The 26,969-nt window shown below is 68.6% G+C and carries 26 protein-coding genes, 2 tRNA genes and 2 riboswitches; of the genes, 19 read left to right on the top strand and 9 right to left on the bottom strand.

Annotated features, from left to right (window positions below):
* The first annotated feature begins 1 nt into the window (after nucleotide 1).
* From GC106_RS40900 to GC106_RS40915, 4 genes are all read left to right on the top strand, one after another.
* On the top strand, nucleotides 2-763 hold the full coding sequence (locus GC106_RS40900) for a 3-oxoacyl-ACP reductase (RefSeq protein WP_173141564.1): 762 nt from the start codon (nucleotides 2-4) through the stop codon (nucleotides 761-763).
* 69 nt (nucleotides 764-832) lie between these two features.
* Nucleotides 833-909 (top strand) — tRNA-Trp (locus tag GC106_RS40905).
* Nucleotides 910-918: 9 nt separating this feature from the next.
* A tRNA-Ala gene (locus GC106_RS40910) sits at nucleotides 919-992 on the top strand.
* Nucleotides 993-1,174: 182 nt separating this feature from the next.
* Nucleotides 1,175-2,485, top strand: a complete 1,311-nt coding sequence (locus GC106_RS40915) for an SDR family NAD(P)-dependent oxidoreductase (protein ID WP_312873276.1) — start codon at nucleotides 1,175-1,177, stop codon at nucleotides 2,483-2,485.
* 29 nt (nucleotides 2,486-2,514) lie between these two features.
* Here GC106_RS40915 and GC106_RS40920 read toward each other — a convergent pair whose 3' ends face one another.
* The gene (locus GC106_RS40920) at nucleotides 2,515-2,922 is read right to left on the bottom strand and encodes an OsmC family protein (protein ID WP_173141565.1); all 408 of its coding nucleotides are present in this window, start codon (nucleotides 2,920-2,922) and stop codon (nucleotides 2,515-2,517) included.
* Between the two features lie 53 nt (nucleotides 2,923-2,975).
* Nucleotides 2,976-3,581 carry a TetR/AcrR family transcriptional regulator gene (locus GC106_RS40925; protein ID WP_173141566.1) on the bottom strand — a complete coding sequence of 202 codons (606 nt, stop codon included), beginning with the start codon at nucleotides 3,579-3,581 and terminating at the stop codon, nucleotides 2,976-2,978.
* 76 nt (nucleotides 3,582-3,657) lie between these two features.
* Here GC106_RS40925 and GC106_RS40930 point away from each other — a divergent pair, with 76 nt between their 5' ends.
* The 3 genes from GC106_RS40930 to GC106_RS40940 are packed head-to-tail and all read left to right on the top strand — an operon-like array spanning nucleotide 3,658 to nucleotide 8,317.
* Nucleotides 3,658-4,857, top strand: a complete 1,200-nt coding sequence (locus GC106_RS40930) for an MFS transporter (RefSeq protein ID WP_173141567.1) — start codon at nucleotides 3,658-3,660, stop codon at nucleotides 4,855-4,857.
* On the top strand, nucleotides 4,854-6,581 hold the full coding sequence (locus GC106_RS40935) for an ABC transporter ATP-binding protein (protein WP_173141568.1): 1,728 nt from the start codon (nucleotides 4,854-4,856) through the stop codon (nucleotides 6,579-6,581). The genes GC106_RS40930 and GC106_RS40935 overlap by 4 nt, the downstream gene beginning before the upstream one ends.
* A complete protein-coding gene (locus GC106_RS40940) occupies nucleotides 6,578-8,317 on the top strand; it encodes an ABC transporter ATP-binding protein (protein WP_173141569.1) in 1,740 nt (579 codons plus the stop codon). Before GC106_RS40935 ends, GC106_RS40940 begins: the two co-directional genes overlap by 4 nt.
* Nucleotides 8,318-8,326: 9 nt before the next feature.
* Here GC106_RS40940 and GC106_RS40945 read toward each other — a convergent pair whose 3' ends face one another.
* A complete protein-coding gene (locus GC106_RS40945; protein WP_173141570.1) occupies nucleotides 8,327-8,983 on the bottom strand; it encodes a response regulator in 657 nt (218 codons plus the stop codon).
* Between the two features lie 48 nt (nucleotides 8,984-9,031).
* Nucleotides 9,032-10,177: a sensor histidine kinase gene (locus GC106_RS40950; RefSeq protein WP_173141571.1), complete on the bottom strand. Its 1,146-nt coding sequence runs from the start codon at nucleotides 10,175-10,177 to the stop codon at nucleotides 9,032-9,034.
* A gap of 127 nt (nucleotides 10,178-10,304) precedes the next feature.
* Nucleotides 10,305-10,399, top strand: a riboswitch (glycine riboswitch).
* Nucleotides 10,400-10,492, top strand: a riboswitch (glycine riboswitch).
* A 25-nt stretch (nucleotides 10,493-10,517) separates the two neighbouring features.
* Between GC106_RS40950 and glyA the strand changes: the two genes are divergently transcribed.
* From glyA to GC106_RS40965, 3 genes are read left to right on the top strand one after another with little or no spacing between them, the layout of a single operon-like run.
* Nucleotides 10,518-11,759 (top strand): serine hydroxymethyltransferase, encoded by a 1,242-nt coding sequence (gene glyA, locus GC106_RS40955; protein ID WP_173141572.1) that lies wholly within the window; start codon nucleotides 10,518-10,520, stop codon nucleotides 11,757-11,759.
* A complete protein-coding gene (locus tag GC106_RS40960; protein WP_173141573.1) occupies nucleotides 11,756-13,129 on the top strand; it encodes an L-serine ammonia-lyase in 1,374 nt (457 codons plus the stop codon). The genes glyA and GC106_RS40960 overlap by 4 nt, the downstream gene beginning before the upstream one ends.
* A gap of 18 nt (nucleotides 13,130-13,147) precedes the next feature.
* On the top strand, nucleotides 13,148-13,876 hold the full coding sequence (locus tag GC106_RS40965) for a FadR/GntR family transcriptional regulator (RefSeq protein WP_312873277.1): 729 nt from the start codon (nucleotides 13,148-13,150) through the stop codon (nucleotides 13,874-13,876).
* Here GC106_RS40965 and GC106_RS40970 read toward each other — a convergent pair.
* From GC106_RS40970 to GC106_RS40980, 3 genes are all read right to left on the bottom strand, one after another.
* Nucleotides 13,873-15,288, bottom strand: coding sequence for a DUF4153 domain-containing protein (locus GC106_RS40970; protein ID WP_246367978.1), 1,416 nt, complete (start codon nucleotides 15,286-15,288; stop codon nucleotides 13,873-13,875). The two genes, GC106_RS40965 and GC106_RS40970, sit on opposite strands and share 4 nt — an antisense overlap.
* Nucleotides 15,289-15,391: 103 nt before the next feature.
* A complete protein-coding gene (locus GC106_RS40975) occupies nucleotides 15,392-16,372 on the bottom strand; it encodes a sensor histidine kinase (protein WP_173141574.1) in 981 nt (326 codons plus the stop codon).
* Nucleotides 16,369-17,067, bottom strand: a complete 699-nt coding sequence (locus GC106_RS40980; protein WP_173141575.1) for a response regulator transcription factor — start codon at nucleotides 17,065-17,067, stop codon at nucleotides 16,369-16,371. Before GC106_RS40980 ends, GC106_RS40975 begins: the two co-directional genes overlap by 4 nt.
* 158 nt (nucleotides 17,068-17,225) lie before the next feature.
* Between GC106_RS40980 and GC106_RS40985 the strand changes: the two genes are divergently transcribed.
* Nucleotides 17,226-18,155 carry an SMP-30/gluconolactonase/LRE family protein gene (locus GC106_RS40985; RefSeq protein WP_173141576.1) on the top strand — a complete coding sequence of 310 codons (930 nt, stop codon included), beginning with the start codon at nucleotides 17,226-17,228 and terminating at the stop codon, nucleotides 18,153-18,155.
* On the opposite strand, the gene ilvD is transcribed toward GC106_RS40985, so the two are convergent.
* Together ilvD and GC106_RS40995 are read right to left on the bottom strand one after the other, a co-directional pair.
* Nucleotides 18,152-19,816 (bottom strand): dihydroxy-acid dehydratase, encoded by a 1,665-nt coding sequence (gene ilvD, locus GC106_RS40990; protein WP_173141577.1) that lies wholly within the window; start codon nucleotides 19,814-19,816, stop codon nucleotides 18,152-18,154. The genes GC106_RS40985 and ilvD overlap by 4 nt on opposite strands.
* Before the next feature lie 71 nt (nucleotides 19,817-19,887).
* A complete protein-coding gene (locus tag GC106_RS40995) occupies nucleotides 19,888-20,373 on the bottom strand; it encodes a DUF1707 domain-containing protein (protein WP_312873279.1) in 486 nt (161 codons plus the stop codon).
* Nucleotides 20,374-20,464: 91 nt separating this feature from the next.
* Between GC106_RS40995 and xerD the strand changes: the two genes are divergently transcribed.
* The 8 genes from xerD to GC106_RS41035 all read left to right on the top strand — a co-directional run bounded on the left by xerD (nucleotide 20,465) and on the right by GC106_RS41035 (nucleotide 26,894).
* Nucleotides 20,465-21,364, top strand: a complete 900-nt coding sequence (gene xerD / locus GC106_RS41000; RefSeq protein ID WP_173141578.1) for a site-specific tyrosine recombinase XerD — start codon at nucleotides 20,465-20,467, stop codon at nucleotides 21,362-21,364.
* 36 nt (nucleotides 21,365-21,400) lie between these two features.
* Nucleotides 21,401-21,724, top strand: a complete 324-nt coding sequence (locus tag GC106_RS41005; protein ID WP_173141579.1) for an ArsR/SmtB family transcription factor — start codon at nucleotides 21,401-21,403, stop codon at nucleotides 21,722-21,724.
* Nucleotides 21,725-22,124: 400 nt separating this feature from the next.
* Entirely contained in the window at nucleotides 22,125-22,949 is an 825-nt protein-coding gene (locus tag GC106_RS41010; protein WP_312873288.1) for a ParA family protein, read from the top strand.
* On the top strand, nucleotides 22,946-23,263 hold the full coding sequence (locus GC106_RS41015; RefSeq protein WP_173141581.1) for a hypothetical protein: 318 nt from the start codon (nucleotides 22,946-22,948) through the stop codon (nucleotides 23,261-23,263). The genes GC106_RS41010 and GC106_RS41015 overlap by 4 nt, the downstream gene beginning before the upstream one ends.
* Complete coding sequence (locus tag GC106_RS41020) at nucleotides 23,260-24,099, top strand: segregation and condensation protein A (protein ID WP_312873280.1); 840 nt, start codon at nucleotides 23,260-23,262, stop codon at nucleotides 24,097-24,099. Before GC106_RS41015 ends, GC106_RS41020 begins: the two co-directional genes overlap by 4 nt.
* Nucleotides 24,096-25,130, top strand: coding sequence for an SMC-Scp complex subunit ScpB (gene scpB / locus GC106_RS41025; RefSeq protein WP_376777817.1), 1,035 nt, complete (start codon nucleotides 24,096-24,098; stop codon nucleotides 25,128-25,130). The genes GC106_RS41020 and scpB overlap by 4 nt, the downstream gene beginning before the upstream one ends.
* A complete protein-coding gene (locus tag GC106_RS41030; RefSeq protein WP_173141582.1) occupies nucleotides 25,123-25,872 on the top strand; it encodes a pseudouridine synthase in 750 nt (249 codons plus the stop codon). Before scpB ends, GC106_RS41030 begins: the two co-directional genes overlap by 8 nt.
* The gene (locus tag GC106_RS41035; protein ID WP_173141583.1) at nucleotides 25,869-26,894 is read left to right on the top strand and encodes a dihydrofolate reductase family protein; all 1,026 of its coding nucleotides are present in this window, start codon (nucleotides 25,869-25,871) and stop codon (nucleotides 26,892-26,894) included. Before GC106_RS41030 ends, GC106_RS41035 begins: the two co-directional genes overlap by 4 nt.
* Nucleotides 26,895-26,969: the final 75 nt, after the last annotated feature.

Below are 26,969 nucleotides of genomic sequence, written 5' to 3' on the forward strand. Positions count from 1 at the left end.
GATGAGGTTGCAGGACCGGGTCGCGGTGGTCACGGGTGGTGGCAGCGGAATCGGCCTCGCGTCGGTGCGGCGCCTGGCCGCCGAGGGCGCCAAGGTCGTCGTCGCCGACATCGACCCGGACGCCGGCAAGTCCGCGGCCGACGAGGTGGACGGCATGTTCGTGCGCACGGACGTGACCGATCGCGCACAGGTCGAGGCTCTGTTCCAGTCCGCAGTGGACACATATGGCTCGCTGGACGTCGCTTTCAACAACGCGGGCATCTCCCCGCCGGAGGACGAGTCCATTCTGAACACCGAGCCGGACGTCTGGCAGCGGGTGCAGAACGTCAACCTCAACTCGGTATACCTCTGCTGCAAGGCGGCGATCCCGCACATGCTGCGCCAGGGCAAGGGGTCGATCATCAACACGGCGTCCTTCGTGGCGGTGATGGGCGCGGCGACCTCGCAGATCTCCTACAGCGCCTCCAAGGGCGGAGTCCTGGCGATGACCCGGGAGCTGGGCGTGCAGTTCGCCCGGGAGGGAATCCGGATCAACGCCCTGTGCCCGGGACCGGTGAACACGCCGTTGCTCAAGGAACTGTTCGCTTCGGACGCCGAACGCGCCCAGCGCCGCCTGGTCCACGTCCCGATGGGCCGGTTCGCCGAACCGGAGGAGATCGCCGCCGCGGTCGCCTTCCTCGCCAGCGACGACTCGTCGTACATGACGGCATCCAGCTTCCTGGTCGACGGAGGGATCTCGTCGGCGTACGTGACCCCGCTGTAACGTCGTGCCCGCGGACTGAGTCGCTCGCCGTGATGTTGGGGTTCTGTGACGTTGGTACTCTGCCCCCGCGGATCGGGTAGCGCAGAGGTCGTCGCGCGCTGACTCCACATCAGCGAGGACGCTGGTTCGATTCCAGCCCCGGTCCGCGCCTTCCTGGGGCCGTAGCGCAGAGGTCGTCGCGCCGCCGTTGCATGGCGAGAGGACGCCGGTTCGAATCCGGCCGGCTCCACGTGCTCCGGGCGACCCAGCTCGGTTACGTCGTAGCCGCCCGTGGGGCCGAATCCGTATCCGCTCCGCTGGCGGACCTGCGGCTACGACCTCCGCAACATCCCATACAGCAGGTGCGGCCCCTACATCGACGACGTCGTGCACACGAACTGAGACCGTGCGCCTTGTGCCAAACTGGGGCCCGTGATCGACGACGCGGATTTCGAGGCGTGCCTTGCCATGCTGGGCAAGGTGCGGGCGTTGCCGGTCGATCACCCACAGCGGCTGGCGATGGAACGGGCCGTGGACGGGTTTGTCAAGGACGGCAAGCGCCGCCGCACGAGCGAACGCCGCCGGAAGGCCGCCGCAGCCGACCGTGCCCTGGTCGCCAGAACCAGCCTTGGTGCGGCTGACCGCGTCGAAGACGTGTCCGTTGAAGCCGCGGGTTCGGGCGGGACGCTGCGCCGGAGCAAACAGTGTTACGTCTGCAAGGAACCATACTTCGAGCTTGACGCCTTCTACCAATGGATGTGTCCGTCCTGTGCGCGGCTGAACCGCGAGCGCCGCGAGGCTGCCACGGACCTGACCGGGCGGCGGGCCTTCGTCACCGGAGGGCGTGTCAAGATCGGTTTTCACGTTGTCCGAATGCTGGTCCGGGACGGCGCGGAAGTAGTTGTCACCACGCGCTTTCCCGCTGACGCCGCACGGCGGTTCGCGGCCGATCCGGTGACCGCGCAAGCGCTTGACCGGCTGCACATCGTCGGTATCGACCTGCGGGATCCACGTCAAGTGGTCGGCCTGACCGAGAAACTGCGGGCCGATGGCCGCCCGGTGGACATCCTGATCAACAACGCCGCCCAGACCGTGAAACGTCCTGCTTGGTCGTACGCGCAGTTGGTTCAGGCCGAATCGCAGGACGTACCGCTCGGCATCGATGCCGCGCCGGGGTTCGACCGCACCCTTCCGGAGCCGAACGCGTTGGCGGTCGTTCTCGGTGATGTGGACGCGAGCGGGCTGATGGTGGACCCGTCGCCGGTGAACTCGTGGACCGCGAAGGTCGGTGAGATCGGTCCGGCGGAGATGCTCGAAGTGCAGCTGATCAACGCGGTCGCGCCTTACCTGCTGACCGACGGGCTCATGCCGTTGCTGCGGGCGTCGAGGTCCGCGCGGCGGTACGTCGTCAACGTCTCCGCGGTCGAAGGCTGGTTCGCGGCCAAGTACAAGTCCGGCGCGCACCCGCACACCAACATGGCCAAGGCCGCGCTGAACATGCTGACCAGAACGACCGGACAGGACCTCGCCGCCGAAGGCATCTTCGTGTCCAGTGTGGACACCGGCTGGATCACGGACGAGAACCCGTTGCCGACCAGGACGCGCCTCGCCGGGGAAGGCTGGCGGCCGCCGCTGGACGTACTCGACGGCGCCGCCCGCGTCTACGACCCGATTGTCCGCGGTGAAGCGGGCGATCCGCCGTCAGGCGTCTTGCTCAAGGACTACCGTGAGGTGGCGTGGTGAGCCTGGAAGACGGTGGAGCGACAGCCTGATCAGGCGAAGGTGAGCGTCACCGGCGTGCCGGGCTCGACCGAGTGGCTCACCGTGCAGGTCAGGTCGACGGCCTTGGTCACGAGCTTGACGAGGGTGGCCTGATCGGTCTCGCTCAACTTGGACATGTCGAGTTCGAACTTGGTCTCGACGCTGGTGACCCGGTCGGCCTCGACGTCCTTCTCGGCGGTGACCACCATGTCGATCGGGGCGTCGTCGCCGAGCCTGCGGGAGATGACGTTGTCGGCCGACAGCGTCGCGCATGCCCCGAGCGCCGCCATCAGCAGTTCGACCGGCGAGAAGTCCGCGCCGTCCTGCGAGCGGCCGATGGTGATCTCGGCGCCGCGGGCGTTGGTCGCCACGAACTTGGCAGGCGCGGACCGCCGGATCTGGACCGGGGTCGGGGTCATGCTGTCTCCTGTCGGATTGTTGCGGCTGCTCGGTGTAACGCGATGAGCAGCGGTCATGTTCCATCAACGTAGCGGCGGCACAGGGTGAGGCTCTCCGCGATGACGGCCTCGACGAGATCCGGGCTCCTCTCGGCCTGCTCCACCAGGTAGTGCGCGGAGCCGTGCATGACGTTGTACAACAGCACCGCCGCGGTACGAGGTGTGCTGAGGGCGAAATCGCCCGCCGCGGTCCCGGCTTCGAGGATCTCCGCGAGCAGGGCGGCGTGCGAGTTGGTCGCGAGATCGGCTTCGTGCCCGTGCTGGGAGTGGTGGAACAGGGCGTCGTGCAGCCGGGCGTGCGCGAGGTAGCCGCGCAGGCTGGATTCCATCCAGCACAGCAGCCTGCCCAGCCAGTCGCCTGCGTCGATCTGGTCGAGCTCGGCGCGCTGGAGCGCGGTCAGATCGTCGACGAACCGGTCCTGCAGCGCCGTAATGAGCTGTTCCTTGGACCGGAAGTACAGGTAGAACGTGCCTTTGGCGACCTCGGCGCGGGCGACGACCTCGTCGACGGTCAGCCGGGTGACGCCTTTGTCGACCACGATCGCCAGCGCCGCGTCCAGCAGATCGCCGCGGCGCCGTTCCGGTGCCTCGGTGCGCTGCCTCGCCCGTGATCCTGCCACGCGCTCATTGTGTCACCGCTTGCCATCGAGAATCATTTTCATTAATGTGACTGACGGTCAGTCACTAGGAGGACGTGTGGGGGACATCAGGCAGACGACTGCCGGCCGCCGGTACGCGGTGCTTGCGGCGCTCTATCTCGTGGCCGACATCGGCTACTCGTTCTTCTTCGGGGCGTTGCACACGATCCTGTTGCGCGGCGGGGTGCCCCTCGAGCAGTTGGCGTTGATCAACCTGCTGGGACTGCTCTACGCCGGGCGGTTCCTGCTCGGTCCGCTGGTGGACCGGATCGGCACCTACCGCGGCTGGCTGATGATCACCCAGGTCGTGCTGGTGGTGGTGTGGTTCGCCATGGCATCGGCCGATCCCGTGGCCGATCTGCCGTCGGTGCTCGTGCTCATGGCCGCCGGGCTGGCGGTGTCCGCGTTCCACGACACCGCGATGAACGGGCTGGCAGTGCGGTTGTTGCCGCCAGGCGAGCGGGGGATGGGCAACGGCATCCAGGCCGGGATGGCCAGCGTGTCGATCGTGCTGGGGGCCGGTGGTGCTCTGCTGCTGTACTCCTACGCGGGCTGGGGCGTGACGGTCAGCGCGCTTGGGGTGCTGTACCTCGTGCCGTTCGGAGTGCTGCTGTTCGTGCCCGAACCGCCTGGCGAACGTCGGCGGACACCAGGGCTTCCGCTGGTGACATTGTTCAAGCACCGGCGGCTACGTGTGTGGACGTTGTTCGTCGTACCGCTGTTCGCGCTCGGAATGTACGTGGCCACTGCGATACAGGCGCCCATGATGCTGGCAGCGAACTGGTCTCTTGACCGGATAGCCGTCGTGCAGAGCACGGTGTCCGGACTGGTCGGACTGGCGGCGGGGTTGGGAGCCGGTGCTTTGGTCACCCGGCTCGGCCGCCGCCGGTCGGTCGTCGCGATGGGCGGATTCCAAGTGTTCGCGTTGGCCTCGCTGTTGCCCTTGTCGCACGGCGGTTCCGTACTGGCGCTGGACATCGCGGCGGTACTGACGGTGACCGTCGGCTACGCCGGGACGGTCGTCTGCGTGTTCACCGTGTCCATGGACCAGGCGCGTCCGGAATCGGCGGCCACTGACTTCACCCTGCAGACATCCGTGCTCGGCGTACTGCGGCTCGTGGTGAGCTCGGCCGGGCTGGCCGTGGCCGGATTCGTCGGATTCCCTTCCCTGATCGGCCTTTCAGTGCTGCTCGCGGTCGCGGGCACGTACATCACCGCGCGCTGGCTGCGTGGTCACAAATCAATGGAGCTCGTATGACACGTGATGAGGGCGTACTGGATTTCGCTGTCCGGTCGGTACGGCTGTGGTTGGCGAGTGCTGTCGCGACAGGGATCGGCGTGGTGGTGACGCGCTTGGTGCAGGCGTACGCCGTGGCTGTCCTGATCGCCGCTCCGCTGACAGGTCGTCCATGGGACACAGCGCTGTGGGGATTGTGGCTGGCGGGGGGAATGGTCGTGGCCCGTGCGGTTCTGTTGTGGGTCGGCGAATCGGTCGCCCAGACAGCAGGACACCGTGTCACCGCGGGTGTACGGCGGCGGTTGCTGGACCATTTACTGGTGCTTGGTCCGTCCTCTGTGGCCACTCGATCAAGTGGAAAGCTGGCCGCGACACTGACCGAGGGCGGCGCGGCGTTGGAAACCGCGGTGGTACGCGGCGGACCGGGCCGGCTGTTGTCCTGGGCCGGACCGCTGTCGGCGGCGCTGGCAGTCGGGATCGTCGATCCGCTCAGTGGCGCCGCGATCGCCCTCGCGCTCGTGGTCGCGCAGACCGTGGGTCCACTGTGGAACAAGATCGGACGGAAGGGGCACGCTCAGGTCTTCGCCGACATAGCCGCGATGGACGCCGGATTCGTCGAAGCCGTTCAGGGAATGCCCACGGCCAAAGCGTTCGGGGCGACCGGCCGGGTCCGCAACCGGCTGGCGGCCCAAGCCGAACGGGTCCGGCTGGCGAGCATGCGCGTGCTCAACGCCTTGTTCACCCAGATGCTGGTGTCCCGGTGGGCGATCGCCGCGGCCTGTGCTGTTGTGGTGATACGAGTGGGTTTTCTCGCCGCTGACGGCCGGATCTCCGTGGTGGCGGCGCTGACTGTCGTGCTGATCACGCTGGTCGCGTTCACGCCGATCGACGAGGCGGCCAAGTACCGGCACGCGAGCATGAGTGCGCCGATGGTCGCCGCCGAACTGGACGCCTTCCTGGCCGAACGACCAGTGGTGCCGGATCCGGAGAACGGAAGGAAGCTGACCACCTTGCCGACGCGGATCGCCGTGGAGGAGGTGTCGTTCCGATACCCCGGCCGGGACGAGGACGCTCTGTCCGAGGTGAGCCTCGAACTTCGTCCCGGACGTGTCGTCGGACTGGTCGGTGCGTCCGGTTCGGGCAAGAGCACCCTGGTGTCGCTGCTGCTGCGGCTGCTCGATCCGACGTCCGGCCGGATCACTGTGGACGGTCACGACCTGCGCGAGCTGTCGCAAAGCCATTGGTGGCGGCACGTCGCGGTGGTCAGTCAGGACACGCACCTGTTCCCGGGAACATTGCGTGAGAACATCGCATTGGGTCGGCCGGACGCGTCGCTTGACCAGATCGAGGCCGCCGCTGCCGCCGCCGGGCTGGCCGCGGAGATCGGTGCCATGCCGGACGGCTACGAGACCACGGTCTCCGAGCGCGGGACCAGCTTGTCCGGTGGGCAGCGGCAACGGATCGCGATCGCCCGGGCTCTGCTGGCCGATCCCGCCGTGCTGATTCTTGACGAGGCGACCGCCGCGCTCGACGGCAGAACCGAGCAGACAGTGCAGGCCGCCATCGCCCGTCACGCGCGCGACCGGGCCGTTCTTGTTGTGGCCCACCGGATGTCGACGGTTCGTGACGCCGACGAGATCGTGGTCCTCGACAACGGCAGGGTCGTCGAACGCGGCAGCCATGAGGCACTGATGTCCAGTGCCGGTACCTATCACCGTCTTGTCCACTCTGGAGTGACCCAGTGACCGAACCTGTGACGAAGTCAGGAACCCTTCGGACGGAACGGCCGTTGTGGCGGCTGTTGCCGTACATGGCATCCCGGCCGGGCGTGCTCTGTCTTGTTGTCCTTTCCGGACTGCTCTACTACGCGACCATTGTCGTTCTGCCGGCGTTGACCGCATACCTTTTCGCCACGCTCGTGACCGCGCGTGGCGGAGCGGAAGGCGCACTCATGACGGCGATCGTCGTCGCTGTGGCCGTGGTCGGCCTTGCCCAGTGGTGGCAGGCGAGTATCGGCCATGACTGGGCTTACCGACTGCTCAAAGTACTGCGGATACGTATCGTCGACGGCATCGCACGTGCCACTCCAGGCAGGCTGCTCGGCAGGCGGACCGGCGAGTTGGCGGAGATCGCGAAGAACGACGTCTCGGCCACGGAGTTGTTCTTCGCGCACACCGCTGGCGACTATGTCGGCGCGGTCGTGGTCTCTGTCGGATCGTTGGTGGCCGTGGCTGTGCTCAGCCCACCGTCCGCGCTGGTACTGGCGTTGCTGATGGTTCTGGTCGCGGTGGTGCCCGTCGTGCTGGCACGCCGGGCTGCTCAGCAGGGACAGGCTGTGCGTACGGCGGCTGGCGCGGTGGCCGCCGAGACAATGGATGTCATTCAGGGCATCCGGGAACTCGCATTGGCTCGGCGCGGGCGTGACTACGCTGACCGTGTGCTTGCTGGAGGTGACGCGCTAGGCGTGCAGTATCGCCGATACGCACGCCGGGCCGGCGCCGAGTTGGTCACCACGGAACTGTTGCTGGGCCTCGGATTGCTCGTGCTGGCCACCGTGGCCGTCGCCGACGAGGTGGCCGTGCAGTGGTTGCCGGTGTTGATCGTGCTCGGTACCGCCGCGTTGGCGCCGATCGCCACCGTTTCGGCCACCGCACGCACCCTCGGCGACGTGCGTGCCGTCGCGGCCCGGGTGCTTGCCATCGTCGACTACCCGGCTCACGTCGCCGAGCCCGAATCGCCCCGCCCGATGCGTCCGGTGATCCCCGACGTCGAGTTCTCCGATGTCCGCTTCGGCTACACCACTGAGGTGCTCAGCGGGGTGTCGTTCCGCATCGAGCAGGGCGAGACCGTCGCGCTGGTCGGGCGTTCCGGCGCGGGCAAGACGACGTGCGCCCATCTGCTGCTGCGGTTCTGGGACGTCAACGGAGGTGCTGTGCGTATCGGCGGTGTCGACGTACGCGACCTGACCAACGAAGACCTGCGCCGCTACGTTTCCCTTGTCCCGCAGGATGTCTTCCTGTTCGACGACTCGATCGCCGGCAACATCCGGCTCGGCCGGCCGGACGCGACCGACGCCGAGGTCGCCGAAGCCGCACGGCTCGCAGGCGCGCACGAGTTCGTCCAAGCGTTGCCGGAGGGCTATGACACCAACTGCGGTGAGCGCGGCGCACTGCTGTCCGGCGGGCAACGCCAGCGCATCGCCATCGCGCGGGCGTTGCTGACCCGGGCACCCGTGCTGGTCATGGACGAGGCAGTGTCTGGTTTGGACACCGAAAGCGAACGGGCGCTGCACGAAGGCCTGGACGCCGCACGCGGATCGCGCACGACGCTGGTGATCGCCCACCGGCTGTCCACCATACGGCGTGCCGACAAGGTTGTCGTCCTCGACGGCGGCACCGTGGTGGCCCAGGGAACGCACGAGGAACTCGTGACGGGCGACGCCGGTTACCGGGATCTGCTGGCTCGCCAGGATCGTGTGTGAAGGCGACGGCTATTTGCCGGAGGGCGTGATGAGGGCGGTTTCGTAGGCGACGATGACGAGTTGGGCGCGGTCGCGGGCCTGGAGTTTGGCGAGCAGGCGGCTGACGTGGGTCTTGACGGTGGCGACGCCGACGTGCAGGTGCTGGGCGATCTCGGTGTTGGACAGGCCGCGGGCGATCAGGGCGAGGACCTCGCGCTCGCGGTCGGTCACGCCGTCGAGGTCGCGGGCGGTGATGTTGGCGGGTTCCGGGCGGCTGGTGAACTCGGCGATCAGCCGCCGGGTGACGGTGGGCGCGAGCAGGCTTTCCCCCGCGGCGATGACACGGATGGCGGACAGCAGGTCGGCGGGCGGGGTGTCCTTCAGCAGGAATCCGCTGGCGCCCGCGCGCAGCGCGCCGTAGACGTACGAATCCAGGTCGAACGTGGTGAGCATGAGCACCCGCGTGTCCGTGGACGCGCAGATCTGCCGGGTCGCCTCGATGCCGTCCATTTCGGGCATGCGGACGTCCATCAGCACCACGTCCGGCTGCTCGCGGCGGACGACCTCGATCGCCTCGGCGCCGGTGCCCGCCTCGCCGACGGTCCGCAGACCGTCCGCGGTGTCGATCAGCATCCGGAAGCTGCCGCGCAGCAGCGCCTGATCGTCGGCGACGACAACACGGATCACGAATGCACTCCTGGGACAGTCACGGGCTGTAGGGACGGACGTGAGCGGTCATGACGCCTCCGCGGTGTACGGGAGGCTGGCGGAGACGGCGAAGCCGCCCGTCGGTAAAGGCCCTGCGGAGAACTCGCCGCCGTACATCATGACGCGTTCGCGCATGCCGATGAGGCCATGGCCGGACCCCGGTGTGCCGCCAGGCCCGGAGTCGACCACGGTGATGCGGACCTCCTGGCCGGACGTGGTCACTGTGACCGTGCACGGCACGGGACCCGCATGCTTCACGACGTTGGTGAGGGCTTCCTGAACGATTCGGTACACCGACATCTCCACGCCGGACGGCAGGGAGACGGCAGGGGCGGTCATGGTCACGGCGACACCGGCGCTGCGTGCGCGTTCGGCGAGCTCGGGCAGGCCGGACAGGCCCGGCGCGGGCGCCAATTCGGGACTGTCGGACCGCAGGACGCCGAGCATCCTGCGCATGTCGTTGAGCGTGTTGCGGCTGGTCGACTCGATGACACGTAAAGCGTCCCGTGCCTCCTCGGGGCGTTGGTCGGCGACGTGGTTGGCGATCCCGGCCTTCACCGCGATCAGGCTCATGCTGTGCGCGACGATGTCGTGCAGCTCCCGGGCGATCCGCAGCCGTTCGTCGTTGACCATGGACTCGGCCAGTTGCCGGGCGGACGTCGCCGCGTACGACCGACGGGCCCAGATCCATCGTCCGAGCGCCCAGGCCGTGACCATGACCATGGTGACGAGTACGAGGATGTCCCGAGGCAGATCCGAGAACGACTGTTCGGTGAAGATCGCCGTCGAAACCGACGCGACCGCGGTGCACGCCAGCGCGGCCACCAGGGACACCACGGGTCCGCGGTTGGTGGCGGACAGGACGTAGAGCACCGCCGCGGCGGGGATCCACGGCTCGCGGGTGGCGCTGAAGAACGTCGCCAGCATCGATCCGAGCAGCGCCACCGCGAACATCGGCACCGGCCACAGGCGCCGGACGGCCACCGGGACGGTGGCCACGGCCGAGATCAGCCAGCCGAACCACAGCGGCCCGGCGAACGGCGGCTGGCTGTCGTCGACGACCGACAGGAACGAGATGTGCACGGCCAACAGCACCGCCGCGGCCACGGTGTCGACGGCGACGAGCTCCCACAGCTTCAGCCTGCGGGCGAGGAAGGGACGTTGGCCGGGCATGCACTCAACGTTATCCGAGCTGGTCAGGGCGGACATCCGACCACGGTCCCTCATTCTCGCGGTGGACTCGGACTACAGTCTCAGCGTAGGTTGACCGCAGTCAGTGCCAACTTCATATGGGCCGCCACGAGCCGCGGCGGGAGAGTCTCCGCCGTCCCGGCGGGGCACCGAAGGAGCAAGCCTCCCCGCAATCTCTCAGGTACCAGCTACCGCCCCGGCCAGGCCACTCTGGAAAGAAGGCGCGAGCCTCGCCAACGGTGAAAGCCGCTTCCACGAGCGGTGAAGCTCTCAGGCACCCAGGACAGAGGGGGAGTTCCCGACGACGAGGAGGAGCTCCCGGATGCTCGACGCCGAACTGTCCACAGTAGACCCCGAGGTGGCCGGGGCGCTCGCCGCCGAGCTGGCCCGCCAGCGCGGGACGCTGGAAATGATCGCCTCGGAGAACTTCGCGCCCCAGGCCGTGCTGGAAGCGCAGGGCTCGGTGCTGACCAACAAGTACGCCGAGGGCTACCCCGGCCGTCGCTACTACGGCGGCTGTGAACACGTCGACGTCGTCGAGCAGCTGGCCGTCGACCGGGTGAAGGACCTCTTCCACGCCGAGCACGCGAACGTCCAGCCGCACTCCGGCGCCCAGGCGAACGCGGCGGCGATGTTCGCCCTGCTCGAACCGGGCGACACGATCCTCGGCCTGGACCTCGCGCACGGCGGGCACCTCACGCACGGCATGCGGATCAACTTCTCCGGCCGCCTCTACAACGTCGTGGCCTACCACGTGGACAAGGACACCGGCCTGGTCGACATGGCCGAGGTCGAGCAGTTGGCGCGGCACCACCGGCCGAAGCTGATCGTCGCGGGCTGGTCGGCCTATCCGCGCCGGTTGGACTTCGCGAAGTTCCGGGAGATCGCCGACGCCACCGGCGCCAAGCTGATGGTCGACATGGCTCACTTCGCCGGCCTGGTAGCGGCCGGCCTGCACCCCAACCCGGTGCCGTTCGCCGACGTCGTCACCACGACCACGCACAAGACGCTGGGCGGCCCGCGCGGCGGCGTCATCCTGAGCGGCAAGGACCTGGCCAAGAAGATCAACTCGTCGGTGTTCCCCGGCCAGCAGGGCGGGCCGTTGGAGCACGTCATCGCGGCCAAGGCGGTGGCCTTCAGGATCGCGGCCACCGAGGAGTTCCGGGAACGCCAGCAGCGCACCCTCGCCGGAGCACGCATCCTGGCCGAGCGCTTGCTCGATGCGGGCCTGAACGTGCTCACCGGCGGCACGGACGTGCACCTGGTGCTCGTCGACCTGCGCGAGTCCGCACTGGACGGGCAGCAGGCCGAGGATCTGCTGCACAGCGTGGGAATCACGGTCAACCGTAACGCCGTGCCGTTCGACCCGCGGCCGCCGATGGTCACCTCCGGCCTGCGGATCGGCACCGCGGCCCTGGCCACCAGGGGCTTCGGCGCGGCGGAGTTCACCGAGGTTTCCGACGTGATAGCCGAGGTACTCCAGCCAGGAGCCGACCTCGCCGAGGCACGCGCCCGTGTCGAGGCGCTGGCCGGCAAACACCCGCTCTACCCTGGCCTGTCATGACCATCAGCGTTTTCGACCTGTTCAGCATCGGGATCGGGCCGTCCAGCTCACACACGGTCGGCCCGATGCGCGCGGCGCGCACGTTCGCCGCGGGGTTGGCTGAGCACGGTCTGATCGAGCACACCGAGACCGTGCACGCCGAGCTGTTCGGATCTCTCGGCGCGACCGGTCACGGCCACGGCAGCCCGAAAGCCGTTCTGCTCGGGCTGGAGGGGGAACGTCCCGAGGACGTGGACACCGATACGGTCGACGCGCGCGTCGCGGCGATCCGCGACCGGCGGCGGCTGAAGTTGCTGGGACAAAAGGAGATCACCTTCGACGAGGACGCCGATCTGGTGATGCACCGGCGTAAGTCGCTGCCCGCGCACCCGAACGGGATGAAGTTCACCGCGGTGAACGCCCAGGGCGAGGAAATCGCGGCGCGCACGTACTACTCGGTCGGCGGCGGGTTTGTCGTGGACGCCGAAACCACCGGCGAGCTGCGGATCGTGCCCGACACGACCGCCGTGCGCCACCCGTTCAGGACCGGCGCGGAGCTGCTTGACCACTGCGCGGCGACCGGACTGCCGATCAGCCAGGTGATGCTGGCCAACGAGCTGTCCTGGCGCACCGAGGACGAGGTCAGGACCGGCCTGCTGAAAATCTGGGACGTCATGCGGGAGTGCGTCCGCAACGGGTGCAGCAGGGAGGGAACGCTGCCCGGCGGCCTGAAGGTGCCGAGGCGCGCGAAAGCCTTGTACGACAAGCTCATCCACGAGGACGGCGCGCAGGACCCGTTGCACGCGATGGACTGGATCAGCCTGTACGCGTTGGCGGTGAACGAGGAGAACGCGTCCGGCGGCCGCGTCGTCACCGCTCCGACCAACGGCGCCGCGGGCATCATCCCGGCCGTGCTGCACTACTACGTGCGGTTCGTGCCGCACGCGGACGCCGACGGTGTCGTGAGATTCCTGCTGACGGCCGGGGCGATCGGCGTGATCCTCAAGGAGACCGGCTCGATCTCCGGGGCCGAGGTCGGCTGCCAGGGTGAGGTCGGGTCGGCCTGCGCGATGGCCGCGGCCGGGCTCGCCGAGGTGCTCGGCGGCAGCCCGCAGCAGGCCGAGAACGCCGCCGAGATCGGGCTGGAGCACCACCTGGGCCTGACCTGCGACCCGGTCGGCGGGCTGGTGCAGATCCCGTGCATCGAACGGAACGCGGTCGGCTCGACCAAGGCCGTGCACGCCGCCCGGATCGCACTGCGTGGCGACGGTTCGCACATCGTCCCGCTGGACAAGGCGATCAAGACGATGCGCGAGACCGGCGCGGACATGAGCACCAAGTACAAGGAGACCGCGCGTGGTGGCCTGGCACTCAACGTGATCGAATGCTGAGTGCCTACACTTCCCGCTGTGACCGATTCGGACGTTTCGACACTGGCCAGCGCGGACGACGCGCTGTTCCGCCCGGTCCGGACCGGCAACGCGTTCGAGGAGACGGTGGAACGCCTGCTCCAGGCCATCCGGCTGGGCGTGGCCGGGCCGGGGGAGCGGCTGCCCGCCGAGCGTGACCTGGCGACCCGGTTGAACATCAGCCGGGTCACCCTGCGTGAGGCCATCCGCGCGTTACAGGAAGCCGGGTACGTCGAGTCCAGGCGCGGCCGGTACGGCGGCACGTTCGTCAACGAGACGCTCCCGGCCGCCAAACCCGCAGGCCGCCAGGTCACGGCCGCGGAGCTGGAAGACGTGCTGACCATGCGCCGGGTGCTCGAAGTCGGCGCGGCCGAAGCGGCAGCGGGCCGGTCGCTGACCGAGGCGGACAGCGCCTACCTGCGGGATCAGCTGACCGAGGCGCGGACCCACGACCTGTCGGAGTACCGCCGCAAGGACTCCCGGCTGCACCTGGCGATCGCCGAGGTGGCCGCGTCGCCCACGCTGACCTCGGCGGTGGCCGACGTGCGGGTCCGGCTGAACGAACTGCTCGGCGCGATCCCGTTGCTGCCGACCAACATCGAGCACTCGAACTCGCAGCACGCGGCGATCGTCGACTACATCCTCGCCGGGGACGTGGCCGGCGCGAGGGACACGATGGCCGAGCACCTCGACGGCACCGCGTCCCTGCTGCGCGGATTCCTGTCCTAGGGGTTCTGCCGGCAGTGGCCGCGGTTGGCGAGCACGATCGGCAATGCCGTGGCGCGGCTGACGTTCCAGCTCTGCCATGAGTCGTCGTCCTGCATCTGGAAGCCCGCGCCGACCAGGGCACACGCGCGGTGTTCCGGCGGCAGTGCCGCCAGGACCGGTGCGGCGTCGGCGCCGAGCCGGGACAGGTAGTCCACGTCGATCTTCTGGGTCTCCTGGTAGCGCGCGACGTTGTGCTCGGCGATCAGCCGTTCCGGGTTGAGCACGGCGAAGACCAGCAGGCCGCTCAGGGCCGAGCCGACGATCGCGCGCGGCAGCCACCGGGCTTCCAGCCGCACGCCCGCCACGATGACCATGACGTACACCAACCCCAGCCACAGTTCGAAGGCCTCGACCGACAACCGCAGCACGGTGAAGCCGTACGCCTCCTGGTAGGTCCACATCCGGCTGAGCGCCGACGCGACGATCACCAACACCAGCAGGGACAACGCGCCCAGCAGGCCGCGCAACCACGCCCGGTCGACGGAAGTCCTCCTCGGCGCCCAGCGAACCACGGCGGCCACGACGACAAGCGTCAGCAGGGTCACGGCAAGCAGTTGCCAGAAACCGCTGCGGGCGTACTCGGCGAATTCCACTTCCGCGGTGTTCAGCACGTACTCGACGCCACCGAACAGCGCCGTGAACTGGACGGCCGCGAACGCCGCGAACAACAGCACCAGGATGCCCACCGGCAACGCCCATTCCATGACCGACAGCCGGGATGGCGGGCGCTCGTCGTCCGGCAACTCGGGCGGTGCGGTGATCACCAGGCTCACCCCGGCCGTGCCCACCGCGACGACGGTGAACAGCACGATCCAGCGGATCGCGCTGTCTTCGTCCATCGTGGGCACGATGTTCTCCAGCAAGCGCGCGAACGCCGCGTCCGCGCCGGCGAGCAGCGGCACGAACACGGCCAGCAGCACCAGGCTGACCAGAATCGACTTGACCAGCCGCACGGTCTTCTTGGTCGTCCTGCCGCTCAACGCACTCAGCCCGCGAATCACCCACGGCAGCGCGAGCACGCTGCCGAGCGCGACCGACACCGAGCCCAGGAGCATGCCCCAGAGCGACCGGCCGCCCGCGACCGCGAGGGACGCCGCGGCCAACGCGCCGAGCATGCACATGTACGACAGCCAGTCCGCGTCCCGGAACGCCGTCATGGCGACCAGAGCCAGGGCCAGGACACCCCAGACGACCGTCCACAGTCTGAGCCTGCCCATGACCATCCAGGCCGATCCGGCGCAGACCAGCGCCACGACCAGGTAGCCGATGCCCGACGGGGTGTCGGGTAACGCGATCGCGCCCGCGGCACCGGCGATCCCGATCGCCAGCAGGGTCCTGGGCGGCGCGGGCTCGGCGGGCTTCTCCCACCGCATGATCGTGCTGTACGTGGCAGGCGCAATAACTGAAGGCGAATTCATTAACTTCTCCAGGTAGAGCCTCGTGAGTGTTTGTCCGTGTTCTAACCCTGATAACCACTCACGAGGGCTGAGCAGGCAGAACGATGCGGATGCCGGCGGGTTCGACGACGGAGATCTCGCCGCCGTGCAGGTCGATCACCCAGCGGGCGATGGCCAGCCCGAGGCCGGTGCCACCGCCCGCCCGTTCGCCTCGGGTGAACCGTTCGAACACGCGCTCACGGTCCGCGGGCGCGATGCCCGGGCCCTGGTCACGGACCTCGATGACCACACCGCCGTCACCGACCGGACGGGACACCACGACGACTTCGCCACCCCGCGGCCCGTGCCGGACGGCGTTGTCCAGAAGGTTCCAGATCACCTGGTGCAGCCGGGCGCGGTCGGCGAAGACCTTGCCGGGCCGCACGTCCAGCACGAACCGGGCCTCCCGGCCGGCCACCTCGACCTCGGCGACGACCTCGTCCAGCATCGGCGCCAGCTCGAAGTACTCACGGTGCAACGGGCTCACCCCGGCGTCCACACGGGACAGGTCGAGCAGTTCGGAGACCAGCCGTCCCAAGCGTTCCGTCTGCGACAGCGCGGTACGCAACGTCGCCGGGTCCGGATCGGCGACCCCGTCGACCACGTTCTCCAGCACCGCCCGCAACGCCGAGATCGGCGTACGCAACTCGTGCGACACGTTCGCGATGAGCTCACGGCGTTGCTGATCGGCCGTGGCCAGGTCGGCGGCCATGGTGTTGAACGCACGCGCCAGCTCACCGACCTCGTCACGTGACGTCGCCCTGACTCGACGGGTGTAGTCACCTCGGGCCATCGAGCGGGCCGCGGCCGTCATCTCGCGCAACGGCCGTGTCATGCCGTGCGCCAGGATCTGCGAGGTGATCACGCCGATGGAGATCGCGATGAGCGAGGTGTACGTCGGCAGCCAGCCCAGCCTGATCCAGAAGTACGTCAACGCGGTCGCCCCCGCGCCCGCGACCAGCAGGCCGATCTTCAGCTTGATCGACCGGATCGGGTCGAGCGGTCTGGGCAGGCTTCTCATTTGGGCACCTCAAGGGCGTAACCGACACCGTGCACGGTCCGGATCAGGTCCGCGCCGAGTTTGCGGCGCAGCGCCTTGATGTGGCTGTCGACGGTCCGCGTGGCCGCCGGATCCGTCCACCCCCACACCTCGCTGAGCAAACGTTCGCGCGGCACGACCGCCCGCGGCCGGCCCGCCAGGTGTGCGAGCAGTTCGAACTCGGTCGGCGTCAGGTGCGCGGGCTCCCCGGCCCGCTGCACCCGCCGTTCCACCGGGTCGATCTCCAGGTCGCCGAGCACGATGGTGGACTCGGCCCGGTTGCCCTCGTGAACGACGACACTGCGTTCCACGCGCCGTAACAGCGCGTGCACGCGAGCCGCGAGCTCCCGGATCGAGAACGGCTTGGTCATGTAGTCGTCGGCGCCGACGGCGAGACCGACCAGCAAGTCGGTCTCGTCGTCTCGCGCCGTCAGCATCAGCACAGGCACAGGGCGGTGCGCCTGCACCCGACGGCACACCTCCAGGCCGTCGAAGCCCGGAAGCATCAGGTCCAGCACGATCAGGTCCGGTACGACCTGCTCGGCCTTCGCGACCGCGGCAGGCCCGTCGTGCGCCAGTTCGACCTCGAACCCCTCGGCGCGCAGCCGCGCCGCTATCGACTCGGCGATGGTCAGCTCGTCCTCGACGACCAAGATCCGCCGTTGCCCCTCCCGCATGTCCCCGACCCTATGCGGACGGTATGGAGACGACCCGGGCGAGATGTGAAGGTCCTGTGGACATCGCGCCGCTGTCGGTTTCCTGTCGATCGGCCCACATCGGCGGGGACTGCGAAAGGATCGCCCCCGTCAGCTACTGGAAAACGATGGGAGTGAGCATGTCCCGAAGACTTGGTGTGCTGGCCGCGGTGCTGGTGGGGGCCGCGCTCGTCGCGCCGTCGGCGGCCGCCGAGACCGACCGGTCCGGCCGGTTCCCGGCCGAGTTCGCCCTGCCCAACGGCTTCATGCCGGAGGGCATCGCGATCGGCGACGCACCGACGGCGTACTTCGGCTCACGGGCGGACGGTTCGCTCTTCCGCGTCGACCTGCGGACCGGGAAGGGTGAGGTGTTCTCCCAGGGCCCTGGCACACCGTCGGTCGGCCTCAAGGTCGACGACCGCGGGCGGGTGTTCGTGTCCGGCGGCACCGGCGGTGACGCGCGGGTCGTGGACGCCAGGTCCGGTGCCGTGCTGAAGAGCTACAAGTTCGCCGACACCGACACGTTCGTCAACGACGTGGTCGTCACCGACCGGGCGGCCTACTACACCGACTCCCGCAAGGCGGTGCTGTACAAGATCCCGTTCGGGCGGCACGGCAAGCTGCCGGAGACCCACACGTCGATCCCGCTGAGCGGGGACTTCGTCCTGACGCCCGGCGTGAACAACGCCAACGGCATCGCCGAGACGCCGGACGGCCGGGCCTTGCTGGTCGTGCAGAGCAACACCGGGTCGCTGTTCCGTGTCGACCCGGCGACCGGCGTGGCCACGAAGGTCGACCTCGGCGGTGAGGTGCTGACCAACGGGGACGGCCTGCTCGTCGAGCGCAACACGCTCTACGTGGTGCAGAACAGGCTGAACACGCTCGCGGCGTTCAAGCTCAACTGGCCGGGGACCAAGGGCAAGCTGGTCACCAAGGTCACCGACCCGCGCTTCGACGTGCCGACCACGGTGGCGTCGTTCGGCAAGCGCCTGTACCTGCCGAACGCGCGCTTCAACACGCCGCCAACCCCGGAGACCCCGTACAACGCGGTCGCCATCCCCAAGCCCTAGGAGCAGATAGCTCCCTGAGCTGCGGAGCCGACGAGGCGGGCGTACTTGGCCAGGACACCGGTCCGCCTCGTCGGCTCGGGCGCGGTCCAGCCCTGCTTGCGCCGCTCCAGCTCCTCGGGCGAGATGTCCAGGTCCAGCGTCCGGGCCGCCATGTCGAGCACGATCCGGTCGCCGTCCTGGACGAACGCGATCGGCCCGCCGTGCGCGGCCTCCGGCGCGACGTGACCGATGCACAGACCGGTCGTGCCGCCGGAGAACCGGCCGTCGGTCAGCAGCAGCACCTCTTTGCCCAGCCCGGCGCCCTTGATCGCGCCGGTGACCGCGAGCATCTCCCGCATTCCCGGGCCACCGCGCGGTCCTTCGTACCGGATCACCACCACGTCGTTGGGCCGCAACGTGGTCAGCGCGTCCATCGCGGCCTGCTCGCCGTCGAAGACCCTCGCGGTTCCTTCGAACCGGGACGAGTCGAAGCCCGCGCTCTTCACCACCGCGCCCTCCGGCGCCAGGCTGCCGTGCAGGATCGTCAGGCCGCCGGTGGGGTGGATCGGGTTGGTCAGCTTGCGCACCACCTCGCCGTCCAGCTCCGGCGGCGCCAGCTCCTCGAGGTTCTCCCTGAGCGTCCTGCCGGTCACGGTGAGACAGTCGCCGTTCAGCATTCCCGCGTCCAGCAACGCCTTCATCACCACGGGCACGCCACCGACCCGGTCGACCGCGGTCATCACGTGCCGTCCGAACGGCTTCACGTCCGCGAGGTGCGGCACCCGGTCACCGATACGGGTGAAGTCCTGCAGCGTCAGCTCGACTTCGGCCTCGTACGCGATCGCCAGCAGGTGCAGTACGGCGTTCGTCGACCCGCCCAGCGCCATCACGACGGCGATCGCGTTCTCGAACGCCTCCCGCGTCAGGATGTCGCGTGCGGTGATGCCTTTCGCCAGCATCCCGACGACCGCTTCGCCGCTGGCCCGGGCGAACGTGTCCCGGCGCCGGTCCACTGACGGCGGGCTCGCCGAACCCGGCAGCGACATCCCCAGTGCCTCGGCCGCGCAGGCCATCGTGTTGGCCGTGTACATCCCGCCGCAGGCGCCCTCACCCGGGCAGATCGCACGTTCGATCTTGTCGACCTCCTCGCGGGTGATCAGGCCGCGGGCGCAGGCACCGACCGCCTCGAACGCGTCGATGATCGTGACCTCGCGACCGTCCACAGTGCCCGGCAGAATGGACCCGGCGTAGAGGAACACCGCGGCGACGTCCAGGCGCGCGGCGGCCATCAGCATGCCCGGCAGGCTCTTGTCGCACCCGGCCAGCAGGATCGCGCCGTCCAGGCGTTCGGCCTGCATCACCGTCTCCACGGAGTCCGCGATCACCTCACGTGACACCAGCGAGAAGTGCATGCCTTCGTGGCCCATGGAGATGCCGTCGGACACCGAGATCGTCCCGAACTCCATCGGGAACCCGCCCGCGGCGTGCACACCCTGCTTGCCGGCCTGCGCCAGGCGTTGCAGCGACAGGTTGCAGGGCGTGATCTCGTTCCACGAGGACGCGACGCCGATCTGCGGTTTGGCGAAGTCCTCGTCTCCCATTCCGACCGCCCGGAGCATGCCCCGGGCCGCTGCCCGTTCCAACCCGTCGGTGACATCACGGCTACGCGGCTTGAGGTCCATGCCGCGACTCTAATGCGGAAAACTCCGCGCGGGAGCGACTGTCGCGGCCGTTCATGGCGTGGGCCTGAGGCTCACCAGTGCAGTTCGTTGCCGTCGGCGTCCGTGCCGCCCTTGGCCAGCAGGAGGATCCCGTCGATCATGCACCAGATCACGCCGGCGCCGATGAACGACAGCAGCAGCTGGGCGACGGCCATCGAGGTGTGTCCGGTGTAGAACCGGCCGATGCCGAACGGCAGGAAGAACTGCAAGACGCCCGCGACGGCCCGGTTCCGGCCGCCGGCGGGCATGACCGCGTTCGACTGCGGCATGGCGGGCGGGTACGTCATCGTCGGCATGACCGGTATGGGTGCCGGGGGAGCGAGGGCCGACGGATGCGGGAAGGGCAGGTCGGCGAACAGCGGCCGGAGGTCCGCCCGGGTCTCGGCTCCCACAGCCTTCGCCACGCGCTCGTCGTACTCCGCCACGGGCAGCCTGCCCTGCGCGAAGTGCTCGCCGAGCACCTGAAGCGCCTCGTCGCGCTCCTGGGTGCCGATCCGTAGGAGGTCCGGGTCGTTCACGGCTGCCACAGTACTCAACACACGTAACGAAATTGCCTAGGTCCAACTGGACCGGGGCGGATTCCGTGGTGATCAACTGTATGGTCGGTGCATGTCGGTGGACGGGGTGATCGCCGGATATCTCGATCATCTTGCCGTCGAGCGGGGCACGGCACGCAACACGCTCGACAGCTACCGCCGTGACCTCAGCAGGTACGCCGAATACCTGGGCACGACGGATTTTCGTGGGATCACCGAACAGACCGTCTCCGAGTTCCTCGCGGTCCTGCGTGAAGGCGACGACGACCACCCGCCGCTGGCGGCGTCCTCAGCGGCACGTGCCCTCGTCGCGGTACGAGGCCTGCACAAGTTCGCGCTCCGGGAAGGCCTGGTCGACACCGACCCGGCGCGTGACGTGAAACCGCCGCAGACCCCACGGCGCCTGCCGAAGGCCTTGCCCCTCGACGACGTGCTCAAGCTCCTCGACATCCCCGGCGACGGCGCGGCTCAACTGCGCGATCGCGCGCTGCTGGAATTGCTGTACTCGACCGGCGCCCGGATTTCCGAGGCCGTCGGCCTCGACATCGACGACATTGACACGATCGAGCGAACCGCCTTGCTCGACGGCAAGGGAGGAAAACAACGACTCGTGCCGATCGGCCGTCCGGCGCTCGCCGCGCTTGACGCATATCTCGTACGAGCGCGACCGGCGTTGGCCAAGCGCGGCACGCCCGCGGTCTTCCTCAATCAACGAGGTGGACGGCTTTCGCGGCAGAGCGCGTGGCAGGTGTTGAAGGACGCCGCGGAGCGAACCGGCATCACGGCGAAAGTTTCCCCGCACACACTTCGTCACTCTTTTGCCACACATCTCCTCGAAGGTGGCGCCGACGTTCGGGTGGTTCAGGAACTTCTCGGCCATGCGTCCGTAACCACAACGCAGATCTACACGCTAGTAACGGTGAACACGCTCCGCGAGGTGTACGCGACCGCCCACCCTCGCGCGAACGGATAATCTGACAAGGCCGGACAAACGGAGGTGTTGCGGACGATGTTTGGGGTAGACGAGCCTGTCCATGAGCGGCTCACCCTGACCGACGTGCTGCACGCGCTCAGCGACCCAACCCGACTCGCCGTCGTCGCGCAGCTGGACCGTGTTGGCGAGCTGTCATGCGGCTGCCTCGACGTGACCGTCGCCAAGTCCACGCTGTCCCAGCACCTGCGTGTCCTGCGAGAAGCGGGCGTCACGCACACCAGACCCGACGGCAACCAACGCTGGTTGTCGGTACGGCGTGAGGCACTGGACAACCAGTTCCCAGGCCTCCTGGATTCCGTTCTGGCGGCACACGCACGCGCGTCGGCATTCGTTTCCTGAACCGGCCGATACGGCACCTTACCGGCGAGGCGCGTTGCCACGTGGGTTGGTCACGCTTAGTCTGCGCCCAGGCCGGACGACAAGGAGCTAGGTCGGCATGTCGACATTCGAGTCAGCGGCGCAGCCTTACGGCGTGCCGGGGCACGCCTCGGCACCGCCTTACCCAACCGCGTCCGCACCAGCGCCTTATCCCGCTCCACCGCCGTCCCCACCGCCATCGCCGCCACCGTCATCACCCCCGCCACCGTCATCACCGCCATCGCCACCGCCGTATCAACCGCAGGAGCGCCCGCCCGTCACCACGGTGCCGGTGCGTCCCGTAGAGGATCCCTTGAGTCTCCCCGCCAAGCCGGCGACTGATGCCGAAGAAGACGACCCGTCAGCCGGTCCGGACGGATCGATCGGACCGACCGGGCGCCCGAAGCGGCACATCCCCGAGCCGGCCATGCTGGAGAAGCACGGCCCGGCGAAGGTGCTGGCGATCTGCAACCAGAAGGGCGGCGTCGGCAAGACCACGTCGGCGATCAACCTCGGCGCGGCGCTGACCGAGTTCGGCAGGCGCGTGCTGCTGGTGGACTTCGACCCGCAGGGCGCGCTGTCGGTCGGCCTGGGCATCCCGGCGCACCAGCTGGACCAGACGATCTACAACGTGCTGATCGAACGCGGGCCCAACCTCGACGACGTGGTCATCCGCACCACGGTCGAGGACATGGACCTGCTGCCGAGCAACATCGACCTGTCCGCGGCCGAGGTGCAACTGGTCGCGGAGGTCGGTCGTGAGCACGCGCTGCTGCGCACCCTGCGGCCCGTGATCGACAAGTACGACTACATCCTGGTGGACTGCCAGCCGTCACTCGGGCTGCTGACGGTGAACGCGCTGGCGGCGGCCGACGGCGTGCTGATCCCGCTCGAATGCGAGTATTTCAGCATGCGGGGTGCCGCGCTGCTGATGGACACGATTCAGAAGGTCCAGGAGAGGTTGAACCCGAGACTGGAGATCACCGGCATTCTCGCGACCATGTTCGACCCCCGTACCCTGCACTCACGCGAGGTGATGGCCCGCGTCGTGGAGAGGTTCGGGGATATCGTGTTCGACACCGTGATCAACAGGACCGTGCGCTTCCCGGAGACGACCGTCGCCGGTGAGCCGATCACGCGCTGGGCGCCGCGATCGGCCGGGGCGAAGGCCTACCGCGCGCTGGCTCGCGAGGTGATCGCCAGGTGACCCGCCGCGCCCCTTTGCCGGGTGCGGCCGAGCTCTTCCGTCCGACAACTCCACCAAAGCCGGAGACCCGGCCAAACGTGGTCCGGGGTGGCTCGCCGCGCCAGAAACACGACACCAAGATCACGGTGTACGTGTCCGACGAGGAACTGCTCGCCCTCGAACACGCCCGGCTGGCGTTGCGCGCCAAACACGGGCTCGCGGTCGACCGTGGCCGCGTCGTGCGTGAGGCGATCGCCGTGTTGCTGGCCGATCTCGACGAGTACGGCGAAGAGTCGCTGCTGGTGCGCAGGCTCCGCCAGGAAAACGGGCAGTGACGACCGCGTTGGACACCCCTCCCACCGAGCCGGCCGCCCCGAAGTTCACCGTCAAACTGTCGAACTTCGAAGGCCCGTTCGACCTCCTGCTGCAGTTGATCTCGCAGCACGAGATGGACGTGACGGAAGTGGCGCTCCATCGGGTGACGGACGACTTCATCGCGCACATCAGGGCGATGGGCAAGGACTTCGACCTCGACGAGACCACGGAGTTCCTGGTGGTCGCGGCGACGCTGCTGGACCTGAAGGCGGCCCGGCTGCTGCCCGCGGGTGACGTGGAGGACGAGGAGGACCTGGCCCTGCTGGAGGCCCGTGACCTGCTCTTCGCCCGGCTGCTGCAGTACCGGGCGTACAAGCAGGTCGCCGCCCTGTTCGCGGAACTCGAAGCGACCGCTCTGCGGCGCTACCCCCGCTCGGTCGCGCTGGAGGACCGCTACACCTCGCTGTTGCCCGAGGTGATGCTCGGCGTCTCCCCGGAGAAGTTCGCGGAGATCGCGGCGGCGGTGTTCCGCCCGAAGCCGCCGCCGACGGTGTCCTTGGCCCACGTTCACATGCGTGCTGTTTCGGTCAAGGAGACCGCGGGCATCCTGCGGGTCCGGCTGGCGGAAGCGGGGGAGCTGACCTTCGCCGAGATGATCGCGGACTGCGAGCACATCACCGAAGTGGTCGCGCGCTTCCTGGGCCTGCTGGAGCTGTACCGCGAGGCGGTGGTGCTGTTCGAACAGGACGAACCGCTCAGCGAGCTTCGGGTGAAGTGGACCGGCGGCAGTGTCGAGGAGGCCAGGGCCGCGGCCGAAGCGGCCAGGACCTCCACCGAGGAGGAGGAATACGGGTGACCACACCCGAGCAGGAAACCGCCGCGTCGGGCGACCCGGAGCAGGCCGTGCCGCACGCCGGGGCAGAGGTCGCCGAACCGGGCGCGGCCGCGGAGCCGGCAGTCGAGGCCGGTGACTCGGGCGCCGACGCCGAACCTGCGGCCGAGGCAGCCGCGGACGCGCAGGCCACAGCTGTGGAGGCTGAGCCCGAAGACCTGAGCGTCGCTGACTCGGCTGGGTCAGCCGCGGACGCGCACGCCACCGACTCAGGTCATGAGATCGCCGACCCGGCTGCCGGGTCCGTGACCACGGAGGCCGAGGCCGCTGAGTCGAGCGTCGACACGGAGCCTGTCGGCGAACCGGTCGCGGACGCCGGGGCAGTCGCGGACGCGCCGCCCACCGACTCGGCTGCCGCGGGAGCCGAGGCCGCTGACCAGGGCATCCTGGCGGGGCCCGCCGCGGAAGCCGCAAAGGAGGAAGGCGCCGCCGTAGCCTCCGGCCTGCCGGACCTCACCGAGGACGAAGGCCTGCACTGCGCCCTCGAAGCCCTGCTGCTCGTCGTCGACTCCCCGGTCGAGGCCGAGATGCTCGCCGACGCCCTCGACCAGCCGGTGAAGCGTGTCCGTGCCGCCCTCAAGACCATGGCCGCCCGGTACCAGGAGCAGAACCGCGGCATCGACCTGCGGGACGTGGGCGGCGGCTGGCGGTTCTACACCCGCGACAAGTACGCGCCGTTCGTCGAGAAACTCCTGCTCGACGGGCAACGGGCGAAGCTCACCAGAGCCGCCCTGGAGTCCCTCGCGGTCATCGCGTACCGGCAGCCGGTGACCAGGGCGAGGGTCGCGGCGGTGCGTGGCGTCAACGTCGATGGGGTGATCCGTACCCTGCTCGCGCGCGGTCTGATCGAGGAGACCGGCACGGACCGGGACACGGGTGGCATCCTTTATCGGACGACCGAGTTGTTCCTGGAGCGGTTGGGGCTGTCCTCGCTGGAGGACCTGCCGCCGATCGCTCCCCTGTTGCCCGAAGTGGATGCGATCGACGATGTCTGAAAGCCCGGAAGGTGTCCGGCTGCAGAAGGTGCTCTCCAAGGCGGGAGTCGCGAGCAGGCGCGCGGCCGAGGACCTGATCGCCGAAGGCCGGGTCAGCGTCGACGGCGAGATCGTGCGCGAGTTCGGCCGGCGGGTCGACCCGAAGAACGCCGTGATCCACGTCGACGGCGTGCGGGTGGTGCTCAGCGAGGACATGGTGTACCTGGCGTTCAACAAGCCGCTGGGCGTGCACACCACGATGACCGACGACCGCGGCAGGCCGTGCGTCGGTGACTGGGTCCACAAGTACGAGCGCAACGCGAACGCGGGGATCTTCCACGTCGGACGTCTCGACGCCGACACCGAAGGCCTGCTGCTGCTCACCAACGACGGTGACCTCGGCCACCGGCTGACACACCCGTCGTACGAGGTGCCCAAGACCTACCTCGCCGAGGTGCCCGGCCCGGTGCCCAGGGAGATCGGCAAGCAGTTGAAGGAAGGCGTCGAACTGGACGACGGCTGGGCGCGTGCGGACTCGTTCCGGCTGGTGGATTCCATGCCCGGCAAGGCGATGGTGGAGATCGTCCTGCACGAGGGGCGTAACCGGATCGTCCGGCGGATGCTGGAGGAAGTCGGGCACCCGGTGCAGCGGCTGGTCCGCACGGCGTTCGGCGAGGTCCGGCTCGGCAATCAGCGCCCGGGCACGATGCGGGCGTTGAACCGCAACGAGATCGGCGCCCTGTACGCCGCTGTGGGCCTGTGACTCGTCCCTACACGATCCTCAGCGCGGCGATGTCGGTCGACGGCTACATCGACGACGCCACGGAGGAGCGCCTGATCCTGTCCGGTGACGAGGACTGGGATCGGGTGGACGAGCTGCGTGCGAGCGTCGACGCGATCATGGTGGGCGCCAACACGATCCGCCGTGACAACCCCCGTCTCGGCGTTCGTTCGGACAAGCGCCGCGCGGACCGTGAGGCGCGTGGGCTGCCCGCGAACCCATTGCGGGTGACGTTCACCGCGTCGGGCTCGCTCGGCAACGATGCCGCTTTTTTCCGTGACGACAACTTCGTCGTGTTCGGGCCGCCTGCCGTTCCGCTGCCGGTGATGCTGGCGGATCTGGCCAGGCGAGGTGTGCGCAGGCTGCTGGTCGAGGGCGGAAGTGCTGTGCACACCGCGTTTCTGACCCAGAACCTGGCCGACGAGGTGCGGCTCGCGGTCGCTCCGATCTTCGTCGGCGACAGCCGCGCGCCCCGATTTGTCCAAGATGGACGGTTCGGGACCGGCCGGATGGTGCTCGGGGAGATCCGGCAGGCCGGTGACTGCACGGTGATGCAGTTCTTCCCGGACGCGGACCGCTACTGGCTGCGGCAGTGCATTGAGGAATCGCGCAAGTGCCCGCCGTCGGAGACCGCGTATCCGGTCGGTGCGGTGATCGTGGGATCGGACGGCAGGGAGATCTCCCGCGGCTACTCGCGGGAGACCGATCCGACAGCGCACGCCGAGGAAGAGGCGTTGGCGAAGGTCTCGCCGGACGACCCGCGCCTGAAGACGGCGACCATCTACAGCTCGCTGGAACCGTGCAGTACGCGCAAGTCGCGGCCACGAAGCTGTGCACAGTGGATCATCGGCTCCGGCATCCCCAGGGTCGTCTTCGGGCTGCGCGAGCCCAGCCGGTTCGTGGTCGGTGCGGGCTTCGAGATGCTCGCCGCCGCCGGGGTGACGGTCGTGGAACGACCGGATGTGGCACCGGAAGTCAAGCTCGTGAGCACTTTGTACGGTTAGCACCGCGCGAACTGGAAATTCCCCGATACTCCATTCGAGTGACAGCCTGGTCTAGACCCTTGATCTTGACGTGGT

The organism is Kibdelosporangium persicum (assembly GCF_013280595.1).
Taxonomy (GTDB): Bacteria; Actinomycetota; Actinomycetes; order Mycobacteriales; family Pseudonocardiaceae; genus Kibdelosporangium; species Kibdelosporangium persicum.

Bases quoted from the DNA above. Each gene is read 5' to 3' on its own strand.
- GC106_RS40900 (WP_173141564.1), top strand. From the start codon at position 2: ATGAGGTTGCAGGACCGGGTCGCGGTGGTCACGGGTGGTGGCAGCGGA.
- GC106_RS40920 (WP_173141565.1), bottom strand. From the start codon at position 2,922: ATGACCCCGACCCCGGTCCAGATCCGGCGGTCCGCGCCTGCCAAGTTC.
- GC106_RS40935 (WP_173141568.1), top strand. From the start codon at position 4,854: ATGACACGTGATGAGGGCGTACTGGATTTCGCTGTCCGGTCGGTACGG.
- GC106_RS40950 (WP_173141571.1), bottom strand. From the start codon at position 10,177: ATGCCCGGCCAACGTCCCTTCCTCGCCCGCAGGCTGAAGCTGTGGGAG.
- glyA (WP_173141572.1), top strand. From the start codon at position 10,518: ATGCTCGACGCCGAACTGTCCACAGTAGACCCCGAGGTGGCCGGGGCG.
- GC106_RS40960 (WP_173141573.1), top strand. From the start codon at position 11,756: ATGACCATCAGCGTTTTCGACCTGTTCAGCATCGGGATCGGGCCGTCC.
- GC106_RS40970 (WP_246367978.1), bottom strand. From the start codon at position 15,288: ATGCGGTGGGAGAAGCCCGCCGAGCCCGCGCCGCCCAGGACCCTGCTG.
- GC106_RS40975 (WP_173141574.1), bottom strand. From the start codon at position 16,372: ATGAGAAGCCTGCCCAGACCGCTCGACCCGATCCGGTCGATCAAGCTG.
- GC106_RS40980 (WP_173141575.1), bottom strand. From the start codon at position 17,067: ATGCGGGAGGGGCAACGGCGGATCTTGGTCGTCGAGGACGAGCTGACC.
- GC106_RS40985 (WP_173141576.1), top strand. From the start codon at position 17,226: ATGTCCCGAAGACTTGGTGTGCTGGCCGCGGTGCTGGTGGGGGCCGCG.
- ilvD (WP_173141577.1), bottom strand. From the start codon at position 19,816: ATGGACCTCAAGCCGCGTAGCCGTGATGTCACCGACGGGTTGGAACGG.
- xerD (WP_173141578.1), top strand. From the start codon at position 20,465: ATGTCGGTGGACGGGGTGATCGCCGGATATCTCGATCATCTTGCCGTC.
- GC106_RS41005 (WP_173141579.1), top strand. From the start codon at position 21,401: ATGTTTGGGGTAGACGAGCCTGTCCATGAGCGGCTCACCCTGACCGAC.
- GC106_RS41030 (WP_173141582.1), top strand. From the start codon at position 25,123: ATGTCTGAAAGCCCGGAAGGTGTCCGGCTGCAGAAGGTGCTCTCCAAG.